We start from the raw sequence: 9,977 nt of genomic DNA, 5'->3' as shown, positions 1-9,977 counted from the left end.
GACCGGACCGCGACCGCCATGAGCACCGAAGAAGCGGCGCGTGTAACCAGCGAGGTTGAAGCTCAGTATGATGAAGATCTGTTCGAGATCCTGCGAAGAGAGCGAAAGAATATGGCTGATGAAAAAGGCATTCCTCCCTACACCATTTTCCCGGATACTACTTTGATGGAAATGGCCTACTATTTTCCCAAAGACAAAGAGCACTTGCTACCGCTGTATGGAGTAGGTGATGTGAAGTTGAAGAAATACGGTTCTGCATTTATCGGGGTGATCAAAAAATAAACGGCCGAGCATGGTATTGAGGCCAAAGAAGATTCGCTAAAGGAAAAAGTGGAGGAGCTGGAGAGCGTGGAATTACACCAGCAGATCGGGAAGGCGTTTAATGACGGACAGTCCATTGCACATCTCGCGGAAGAACACGGGGTGAAGGAAGTCACGATCCTGAATCACCTTAAAGATTATCTGAAAGAGGGTAATGAGCTCAGGCTGGAAGGAATCACCGAGGCCACTTCATTGTCACTTCGGCAACAGGATGAGATCATCAAGGTGTTTGACGAGAAAGGTTCGCATATGCTGAAAGTAGTATACGACCGGATGAATAAGAAGATCGGATATGATCAGATCCGGATCATGCAGCTTTATTTTATGGCGAATGAAGCGGCCGAGAAGGAATGATCGGCTTGTGCGCTTTTCTGCAATAATTTATGTACTCTGATACATGATCTTAGAACCAAGCATACTGTCCAAATTATCCTCGCTTGAATTGCGGGCGAAGAAGATCGTGGAGGGTTTTATATCCGGATTGCATAAAAGCCCGTTTCACGGATTCAGTGTGGAATTTGCGGAGCACCGACCCTACAATCCCGGCGATGATTTCAAACACATAGACTGGAAGGTGTATGCCAAAAAGGAGCGGTTCTATGTAAAGCAGTATGAGGAGGAAACGAACCTTCGTTCCTATATCATGCTTGATACTAGCTCATCCATGCAGTTCAAACATTTTGCAGAGTGGAGTAAATTGCGATATGGGATTCATTACGCGGCTTCATTGATGTATCTGATGCATCGTCAGCGAGATGCTTGCGGACTGATCCCCTTCAACTCCAAGATCGATGCATTCATCCCGGCTAAGTCAACCTACGCCCATTTGAGGCAAATTTATACTGAACTGGAACGGGAGCTGATCCGTGAGGATAAAAAAGACGCTGAACGTAGGAAGACGGCATCAGCCGAGGCTATTCATGAAGTGGCAGAGCGATTGAATCACCGAAGTTTGGTGATAATTATCACCGATCTGTTTGAAAATGCAGGTGAACATGAGGAATTGATCTCAGCCTTAAAACACCTTCGCCATCGAAAACATGAGGTATTGCTTTTCAACGTGCTGGAGAAAAAAAGTGAACGCGACCTGGATTTCCCAGACCGGCGCTTTGTATTCGAAGACATGGAATTAGGAGATGAAGTAGAAGTACTTCCTGCCCAGGTTCGAAAGGACTACCAGGAGAAAGTAGCCGAATACACCAAGAAATTCCGAATGGCCTGCAGCGAGTTCGAGATCGATTTTGAAGAGATGGATACCCAAAGTCCTTTTGATCAGTCTTTATTGTCCTACCTTACCAAGCGTAAAAGATTGGGGTAGTTTCGTTGATGGTTAATCGTTATTAGTGTAACCGGCAAATTAAAAACCATTACCGAATACACGAATAGCGAACCTAAGTCACTTTTTGGTTCTTCAGGATCTTGTTCAACAAGGTCGGTGAAATTCGCTGAACCCAAATAGCCAGTCCTTCCTTAAACCCGGTAACATAGATTTCTTCTTTTTGGGCTTTAATTTTAGGCATCACTTTCGCTACCATTTCGTCGGCCGTCATAGCTTTGGAATGGGCATCCCCCATTTCCCCGAATTTGGAACCGTCACCGGTCAGTGCATTTTTGCTGATATTTGTTTTGATAAATCCCGGGCAAAGCAAAGTAACGGCTATATTATGCTCATACATTTCCTGTCGAAGTGAATTAAAGAACCCCTGTACGGCATGTTTGCTTGCTGCATATCCCGATCGGAATTTAGTTCCGATCTTTCCTGCTACGCTGCTGGTTACTATTATATGGCCGGATTGTCGCTCAACCATATGAGGGAGTACTTCTTTGGTGAGTCCCACCGCTCCAAAGTAATTTACTTCCATAAGCCGCCGATAAGTGCTCATCTCAGATTCCAATACCATTGAACGCTGACTAATACCGCCATTATTGATCAGCACATCGATCTGTCCAAATGTGCCAATCGCTTCTTTGGCTTTCATTGTGAAGGTTTCGGTATCCGTAAGATCAAGCGTGATGATCTTTACATTCTCAGTGTCACCTCCAAGACTATCCTTCACTTCTAAAAGTGCATCTTCTCTGCGGGAAGAAAGGATCAGATTTGCACCTTCTTTATAAAAAGCCCTTGCAAACGCCTCTCCAATGCCTGAAGAAGCCCCTGTGATCCATATGGTTTTTCCTTGGTAATTCATGGTGATGTACTATTTTTAGCTGAAGTTAATCAATTGATTCTTTTTGAACAGTTTTTGTTATATAACAAGAAAGCAGAAGGCAGAAAGCAGACAATATGTATCAGGGTTTTAAAGATTTAAAAGTTTATCAACTCTCATATAAGTTGGCAATGGAAGTTTTTCAGGTTTCTAAGAATTTTCCTGCAGAAGAAAAATATTCACTTACAGATCAGGTGCGAAGATCTTCAAGATCAATCCCAACAAATATTGCTGAAGCATTTCGTAAACGTCAATACCCTAAACATTTTGTAAGTAAATTGAGCGATTCAGATGCTGAATGCTCGGAAACCTTGGTTTGGATTGATTTTGCTCTCGATTGCGGGTATATCAATAATGAACAACATTCGTATTTTAACCAAAAATATGAAGAAGTTGGCAAGATGTTGGGTGCCATGATACATTCCCCGGAAAAATTCACACTTTAAAACTGCATTCTGCTTACTGCCAACTGCTTGCTATATTTACTTCAAACACCGTAACGCATAAACACCTTCACGCAAAACCTACACGATGAGCAATAAACACACCATACTTTTAGTGGAAGACGAAGAAGAGTCGGGCGAAATGCTGGGCAATTTTCTGGAATTGAATAATTACGAGGTGCTTTGGGCAAAAGACGGGAAAAAAGCTTTCGAATATATTGAGGATAATGCCAACGACATCCATTTAGCTATTTTGGATATAATGGTGCCCTATCATGATGGAAAAGATATTTGCAGGCAGATTCGACAACATCCCGTAATCTATGATATTCCTGTTCTGTTCTTAACTGCTCGGGACGAAGAACAAGATGAAATTGAAGGATTAGAGCTCGGGGCTGATGATTATATCAAAAAACCGGCAAGTTTAAACCTCGTGAAGGCCCATGTAGAAACTCAATTGCGCCGTCGCTCTCCGGAAAAAAGTAATTGGATACAGTATGGTAAAGTATATGTCGATCTTGATTCCAAAGAGATGTATATCAATGAAGACCTGGTTGATTTAACACATACTGAATACACCATTGCGGAGATGATCTTTCAAAACCCAAAGTTGGTGTATAGTCGTCAGCAGATCCTGGAGAAGATCTCAGATGAGGAAAAGTATGTATTTGACCGTACGGTTGATGTGCATGTAAAGAATCTACGCCTGAAAATGGGTGATGAGGGTAAGCTTATAAAAACCTACCGTGGGGTGGGATATGGATTCAACAAAGAATTCCTTCACGCATGAAGATTCGCTCCAAACTGGCATGGACCTACATCATTCTCTTGGTCATCGGGATCATCACGATAAGTGCATATTCTATTCTGACTATCCGTAGTTTTTTACTTGAAGAAGGAGAACAGCAGTTTGAAAGAGATGTGCGCTCTTTAGCTCTGACTACAAGCAGCTTTAAAAATGATGATCAGTTTGATGAAAAGATCCGGCGTCAGGCAGAACTTTCCCGATATGAAATGGCTGTGTATGATAAAGATGGCGTTCGTTTTTTAACTTTTCCGGACGAGGCTTTTGGAGGGGTACAAGCATATTTAAATAACAACTTGATGGAAGAGCTGGAGCGGAGTGATGGCACACCCATCATTCAAAACAGCGAAGAGTCACAAAAGCTAATCGCTTATGTTGATCTCGAAGAGTCGGACAATACAGCTCAGTATTTGCGAGTAAGTCAGGATAAGAGCGAATATTATGCAGCGGCAGCCAGCATCCGGCATATTATTTATGCGGGGATGTTTTTCTCTATTGGGGCGGTTATAATCGTTAGTTTTTTGTTTGCAAGATATATTGCTGCTCCAATACTTAGACTGAATTCTGCGGCTTTAGACATCGCTCGCGGTAATTTAGACCGTAAGATAGATCTGAAACGGAACGACGAATTCGGAACCCTAGCCGATTCGCTAAATCACATGGCAAGTACGCTCCGGGCCGATAATAAAAAACTTAAAATGCTGAATGAGAAGCAAAGCCAGTTTTTTGCCGATATCACGCACGAAGTCAGAAACCCATTGCACACCATATCTGGAGCATTAGAAATGCTGGAGCTGGAAAAACTTCCACCCGAAAAGAAAAAGCAGTACATGAATACGGCTCAAAAGCAGATAAAAAGGGTGGCAAGGTTATTTGAAGATATCAAAACATTACAGAGATATGATTTTGATGAAAGCTTTATCAACCGAAGAAAAATTGATCTGAAAGAGTTAGTAAAAGAGGCAGAGCATGCTTATCAGCCCATTGCCCAAAAGAAGGGATTGGAGCTCGTGACGAGGAATATTACTTCCTGCAAAGTTAATGCGGACCCGGATAAGTTAGAACAAGTTCTTGATAATCTTATCTCAAATGCCATAAAATACACATTGGAAGGAAGGGTGACCATTGGCCTTGAGAAAAAGGATGAAGTTGTAGAAGTATATGTTGAAGATACAGGCCCTGGAATTGGAAAAGAGCATTTAGATCGTTTGTTTGACCGCTTTTATCGAACGGATAAAGCGCGCTCACGAGACAAAGGTGGCACCGGCTTGGGATTATCGGTAGTTAAGGGCATTTTAAATGCTCACCAAAGTGATATAAAAGTAGAAAGCAAGGTTGGCAAAGGCAGTCGTTTTTATTTTACCCTGCCTATTTCGGCTTAAAATAAGAAAAGGAGAATGCTGCTAAGGCACCACCGCATAAGGGGGCTAGAGTATACAGCAACAAATGAATATAAGAGTCTCCCCCTTTCACAAGATCAAATAGAGCCGTGCCTATAGAAATAGCAGGATTTAATATACCTCCGGATATGGGCGTACTAACCATTAACATTCCGGTAAATGTCAGTCCGACTATTAAACCCACAAGTTGGTTTTTTCGGTGAAGGGTGGAAAGAGAAAGGATCATCATTATCATTACAAAAATAGCGGAGAAAAATACTTCGGAGAAAACTTGTTGATAGAGTCCTGTATCGGAAGGAGGCTCAACATAAAAAACAGAAGTTGATAAGAAATAGATCACAAAAGCTGCAAAGAAACCACCGATTAGCTGACTAAGAATATATCCCAACAGATCAGACGCACTTAATTCCCGCTTTAAGAAAAATGCAAGGGAAACAGCCGGATTATAATGGGCACCGGAAACCGGATAGCCTACATAAACTAAAGCCATTAATGTTAAGCCAATAGCGAGCGGATCTCCCGTAAAGCCAAAAACTAAAACGAGAAAAAAGGCTCCTATTGCCTCTGTAATATATGAACGCATACCCTGTATGTTAGTCTCCAATTAATCTCCGGCTGTCCTTCCAGCTGCTGAAACTACTTGCCGCAACTAGGAATAGCAAGAAGCCAATTTCATAAATTGTAAAAAAATGTCTGTAAATATCTAACTATTTAACTTCATATAAGTTTATAAAAAGGATATTTTTAGATAAATAAAACTTATTTCATGCAATTACTAAAAAAATTAAAAAATCACTGGGGTATTGAAAGCAACTGGCAGATCTTAATGATCCTGATTGTTTTTAGTATCACGGGTTTTACATCCTTGTTTGCCCGCCGGTTGATCTTTCCTCTAATAGGAGTTGAGGCCGGTGATCCGTTCTGGTTTAAAACCATAATTTGGCTGTTAACTATTTTCCCTGTCTATAACATTCTGCTTCTTGTGTATGCGGCTTTGTTTGGTCAATTTGATTTCTTTTGGCGCTTTTTTAAGAAAATGATGAGTCGCTTTACACCCGGGAAATCCAGTTTATAAACAGGCACACAGTTAATTTTGTTGAGCTAATAACTTCCGCTCTTTTTGTGAAAGTTTCTCTACGACCAGATCATAAGAATGTTCTATGAGTTCGAAAATAAATTCATCTTCAAGACTTCCTTTAGCACTTACTGTGTTCCAATGCTTTTTATTCATGTGATAGCCGGGCTTTATTTCATCATAGGTAGCTCTTAATTCCAAAGACCTGACGGGATCACATTTCAGGTTGATGCTCTCAAACCTATCTACGTCAGTGAGCGCGAATATCTTTCCCATCACTTTAAAGACCAAGGTTTCTTTCCCAAAAGGAAAACTTTCCGTAACTCCGGGCAGGGAATGGCAATAGTTGTAGAATGCTTCAATGTGCATAAGTTCAATTTACATTTTGGTAATCAATGCGAAAGCTAACCGCCAGATTAGCAGAACGCGCAACAATATAGTTTATAAGATCAGGTGTAACTAACCCAATGATGCTGTTATGCCAGGTTGAAGCCATAGTTTGAATGTTGTTGTTGAGTGGAAGCTTAACCGGTTGGTAGAATTTCATTTCAGCGGTAAAAGGATATATGTCCGATATAGCCTTCCTAATATTGATGTGCAAATACAGGATGGGATACTGATCGGATTCTTGTAAGGTTTCGTAATCTAAAATAGTAATGGGAAGCTCCCTGAGCTTTTCCAGCAGTAAGGAACGGACGCTGTCAACCCGTATTGAAACTTCCTCTAATTGTTTGGGCTTTTCAATGTTAACGACAACCCCGAATTCAGAAATGCCGTAAAGCGAGTTTTGTTCGCGAAGCACTTCATTTTGAGCGAATGAATTAGTAGTGCTAATCAGAAGAAAGCAGGCTGTAAAACACAGATAGTTTATTCTTTTTACGGTTTAAGTGATCAGCTAATATAGTTTAATGGTCCTGGATCCTGATTCACCCTGGCAGTCAGTCCACATAAACCAAACAGATTCAGCATTCTTGTTCATACCCGCAATCTGCCCGTAGGGTATAGTAATTGTACTTTGCGGGGGAAGATTTGGTCGAAAGTTTTCACAGGGATCAGCTAAATCAATCAAGTGGCTTTCTTCCGTTTCAATAACCAAATAAAAAACCGGTTTATCTGTGTCATTTAGTATTTCCAGCTCAGGTGGGTGGGGTGTGGCAATAACAGTTCCTTCATAGGAGGAATCACATCCTGAAACTAAAAGCAGGAGAACCAATAACAAATAGTAGCAAAAGTTTTTCATGGTATTAGATCTATAACAAAAAACTACGCGAGGCAGAAAAAATTGTTTATCCGTTACTTTTAAAAATCTGTATACCGAATAAAACCCACCCGACTATAAAAGCAACGCCACCAATGGGAGTAATAGCCCCCATCCATCCAATTCCGGATAAACAGAGCACATACAAGCTTCCGGAGAAGATTACAATTCCTGCCAGTATCAAAGAAGCCGGCCAGGTGATCACAAGGTCAAACTGAATGCCGATCAGGGCAATGAGCATCAACCCTAGCGCATGCCATGCATGATATTGAACGGCGGTTTGCCAGGTTTCCAGACGTTCAGCACTAAGTACATTCTTGAGTGCGTGGGCGCCAAAAGCACCGGCCGCAATGGCAAGTGCTAACAGGATGGCGGCAATGGCAATTATGATCTTTGGATTGGACATTTCGTGGTTCGTGAATTCGTTAATGGTTATTCGTTATTGGGAAAAAGGGTCAAAATAACCTTTGTAAGTTAATAAATACCGGATTAACGATTACACCAATAACGAATAACCACCATCAACCAGAAACAAAATCAATTTTCTTATGCGAACCATCACAAAACGGCTTGGTTTGAGACTCTCCGCAACGACAATAACTCATCTTCTTACTGCAGGTTTCCCGGCCGGTTTCTTCTCCCACCAGGTCATAATTTCCTTCTACTAGAAAAGGTGCATTTTCATATAAGGTGACCGACAACTCGCCACCTTTTCCTTTAACAGGCTCCGTTCGCAAGCGCTCCACATTATAGGATGTATCTGCCTTGAATCCTTCCTCGATATGTGAATTATCACACAATGGCTTGTTCTTGGATTTCCCGCACCGGCACATGGCTACCCGGGTATCTTTTAGCACCACATTGTCGTTGAGGTCTTTGATCACTACTTCCCCGTGAATGTACAGCGGACCGTCTTTCTTGATAGTGATCACATTTTGCTCGGGCAGTTGTTCAGATTTATCAGAGTCCTTAAGCTCGTAATGCAATGCCCCGGTTGGGCACCGCTCGATCACTTCTGTCAATTCATCTACTGAAGCCAGTTCAGGTTTTATCCAGGGTTTACGATTAGGATCAAATACTTTTGGAAGTCCCCGTACACATTCAGCAGCGTGAATACAGCGTTCTTTATCCCAGGTTACTTTGATTTCTTCTGTGAAATAGGGAAGGATTTTTTCTTTCATGATAAGCAGATGTATTTGAGATTCGCATGAGTATAATGAAGCGGATTCATCAAACCAAGCGATTTAGGATTCGATCAATGAATCTACTTCAGACAGGATGTTGCTTTTCTTAGCATGGTTAAAGCGAAATGGGTCAATGATATTTGGTTCATCAAAAATTTGCTGGCAATGAATAATATCTCTTTTTAGTAATTCGCTCTTTTCCTTTTTGGTTAAGCTGGAAAGCACGGTTATAGGATGGATCTGAGTTTTTTCCAAAAGGACTCTTAATCCCTGAGCTTCCGGGTAGTCCCAGCTTAAGAGCTTCATTCCCTTACACTCGGCATATGTTATGGCATCATCGGTAAAGCGCGTGTTAGTGATGAGGTACCCATATTTTGTTTTTGAATGATACTTTTTTTCAGAATTCCACCGGTGCTTAACGTCTTCAAAGCGGGACTGAACATACAGGGGAATAGTTACATTGCAATGACGAGTCTGTCGGTTGTGAAATTTACACTCAGCCACAAAAACATCTTGTTCACTTTCTGCAATTACATCGATCTCGTGAGACACGCAATGTCCCTGCACAACGGTTCCGATCTGTGTAGAATATCCAAGTCGATTAAAAACTTCGGCAATAAGCATCTCAAACGGATATCCTGAGGGTCCCATTTCAAGCAAAGCCTCTTTCAGTTTATACCGTCCGGCTACCCGTTTCGAGCTTTGCTTAAGCACCCGATATGCCTCCCGGTAAATTTTCTTTGTGCTGATTCCATCCCGAAAATATCCGTTTTCGTCCAGGTGATTGATCACCGTATTTATTACGACAGGCTGAGCTCCGGCATTGGACAGGGAACGCTTCAGCTTTGAAAGCTTGAATTTCTCCCGCTCACCGGTAGCTTTTACGACTTCAAATGAGTTCATTCAAATTTATTTAAATGATTTTGCGATACTTAATAAGTGTAATCAAATCTCAAAAGGAATGTGTTTTTTTCGGTAGTTGAAACCAAGAAAAAAACTCTTCGTGTAAGGAGGTCCATAAATAAAAACGTAATTAATAATGGAGTAATGAATTTTGCCAAAAAAACGATTCCGGTTATTGCTGTTGTTATCATTTACTATACATTCAAATGGTTGATTGATGGTTTTTCTTTTGTTGATAGTTTTGACCTGCCTGAACATGTTTTAGAAAAAAGCAGCTGGGTATATGCTGTTGAGCACCATACGATCCAATTATTTCTGGGCTTATTAGCCATTGGGATTTTTAGCAGGGGCAGATTTAAAGATTGGGGCATGAACCTGAAT

General features: G+C 41.3%; 16 protein-coding genes. 8 read left to right on the top strand and 8 right to left on the bottom strand.

The window, feature by feature from the left end:
• The 3 genes from VFM80_RS11005 to VFM80_RS10995 form a co-directional block, all read left to right on the top strand.
• Positions 1-282: HRDC domain-containing protein (locus VFM80_RS11005; protein WP_395071880.1), on the top strand; the 282-nt coding region annotated here is incomplete at its 5' end.
• A 66-nt stretch (positions 283-348) separates the two neighbouring features.
• The gene (locus VFM80_RS11000; RefSeq protein ID WP_395071879.1) at positions 349-675 is read left to right on the top strand and encodes a helix-turn-helix domain-containing protein; all 327 of its coding nucleotides are present in this window, start codon (positions 349-351) and stop codon (positions 673-675) included.
• 43 nt (positions 676-718) lie between these two features.
• Positions 719-1,639, top strand: coding sequence for a DUF58 domain-containing protein (locus VFM80_RS10995; RefSeq protein WP_395071878.1), 921 nt, complete (start codon positions 719-721; stop codon positions 1,637-1,639).
• A 73-nt stretch (positions 1,640-1,712) separates the two neighbouring features.
• On the opposite strand, the gene VFM80_RS10990 is transcribed toward VFM80_RS10995, so the two are convergent.
• Positions 1,713-2,510: an SDR family oxidoreductase gene (locus VFM80_RS10990; protein WP_395071877.1), complete on the bottom strand. Its 798-nt coding sequence runs from the start codon at positions 2,508-2,510 to the stop codon at positions 1,713-1,715.
• Positions 2,511-2,605: 95 nt separating this feature from the next.
• Here VFM80_RS10990 and VFM80_RS10985 point away from each other — a divergent pair, with 95 nt between their 5' ends.
• The 3 genes from VFM80_RS10985 (at position 2,606) to VFM80_RS10975 (ending at position 5,158) form a co-directional block, all read left to right on the top strand.
• Positions 2,606-2,974: a four helix bundle protein gene (locus VFM80_RS10985; protein WP_395071876.1), complete on the top strand. Its 369-nt coding sequence runs from the start codon at positions 2,606-2,608 to the stop codon at positions 2,972-2,974.
• A gap of 85 nt (positions 2,975-3,059) precedes the next feature.
• Positions 3,060-3,761 carry a response regulator transcription factor gene (locus tag VFM80_RS10980; protein WP_395071875.1) on the top strand — a complete coding sequence of 234 codons (702 nt, stop codon included), beginning with the start codon at positions 3,060-3,062 and terminating at the stop codon, positions 3,759-3,761.
• Positions 3,758-5,158, top strand: coding sequence for a sensor histidine kinase (locus VFM80_RS10975; RefSeq protein WP_395071874.1), 1,401 nt, complete (start codon positions 3,758-3,760; stop codon positions 5,156-5,158). The genes VFM80_RS10980 and VFM80_RS10975 overlap by 4 nt, the downstream gene beginning before the upstream one ends.
• Here the strand turns inward: VFM80_RS10975 and VFM80_RS10970 are convergent.
• Positions 5,145-5,759 carry an MIP/aquaporin family protein gene (locus tag VFM80_RS10970; RefSeq protein WP_395071873.1) on the bottom strand — a complete coding sequence of 205 codons (615 nt, stop codon included), beginning with the start codon at positions 5,757-5,759 and terminating at the stop codon, positions 5,145-5,147. The genes VFM80_RS10975 and VFM80_RS10970 overlap by 14 nt on opposite strands.
• Before the next feature lie 183 nt (positions 5,760-5,942).
• Between VFM80_RS10970 and VFM80_RS10965 the strand changes: the two genes are divergently transcribed.
• Positions 5,943-6,251, top strand: a complete 309-nt coding sequence (locus tag VFM80_RS10965) for a DUF6787 family protein (protein ID WP_395071872.1) — start codon at positions 5,943-5,945, stop codon at positions 6,249-6,251.
• Positions 6,252-6,263: 12 nt separating this feature from the next.
• On the opposite strand, the gene VFM80_RS10960 is transcribed toward VFM80_RS10965, so the two are convergent.
• The 6 genes from VFM80_RS10960 to VFM80_RS10935 all read right to left on the bottom strand — a co-directional run bounded on the left by VFM80_RS10960 (position 6,264) and on the right by VFM80_RS10935 (position 9,596).
• On the bottom strand, positions 6,264-6,620 hold the full coding sequence (locus VFM80_RS10960; RefSeq protein ID WP_395071871.1) for an MmcQ/YjbR family DNA-binding protein: 357 nt from the start codon (positions 6,618-6,620) through the stop codon (positions 6,264-6,266).
• 4 nt (positions 6,621-6,624) lie between these two features.
• Positions 6,625-7,053, bottom strand: coding sequence for a hypothetical protein (locus VFM80_RS10955; protein ID WP_395071870.1), 429 nt, complete (start codon positions 7,051-7,053; stop codon positions 6,625-6,627).
• Positions 7,054-7,146: 93 nt separating this feature from the next.
• Positions 7,147-7,491, bottom strand: a complete 345-nt coding sequence (locus VFM80_RS10950; protein ID WP_395071869.1) for a hypothetical protein — start codon at positions 7,489-7,491, stop codon at positions 7,147-7,149.
• Between the two features lie 46 nt (positions 7,492-7,537).
• Positions 7,538-7,915: a DUF423 domain-containing protein gene (locus VFM80_RS10945; RefSeq protein WP_395071868.1), complete on the bottom strand. Its 378-nt coding sequence runs from the start codon at positions 7,913-7,915 to the stop codon at positions 7,538-7,540.
• 115 nt (positions 7,916-8,030) lie between these two features.
• Positions 8,031-8,690, bottom strand: a complete 660-nt coding sequence (locus tag VFM80_RS10940; protein ID WP_395071867.1) for a CDGSH iron-sulfur domain-containing protein — start codon at positions 8,688-8,690, stop codon at positions 8,031-8,033.
• A gap of 63 nt (positions 8,691-8,753) precedes the next feature.
• Entirely contained in the window at positions 8,754-9,596 is an 843-nt protein-coding gene (locus VFM80_RS10935; RefSeq protein ID WP_395071866.1) for a restriction endonuclease, read from the bottom strand.
• 144 nt (positions 9,597-9,740) lie between these two features.
• On the opposite strand from VFM80_RS10935, the gene VFM80_RS10930 reads away from it, so the two are divergent.
• Positions 9,741-9,977, top strand: a 237-nt coding sequence (locus tag VFM80_RS10930; RefSeq protein ID WP_395071865.1) for a hypothetical protein, incomplete at its 3' end; no start/stop codon positions are given.

Source organism: Gracilimonas sp. (assembly GCF_035704785.1).
Lineage (GTDB): Bacteria > Bacteroidota > Rhodothermia > Balneolales > Balneolaceae > Gracilimonas.
Note: the sequence above shows the minus strand (reverse complement) of the source record. Positions and strands in the feature narration are given on the sequence as shown.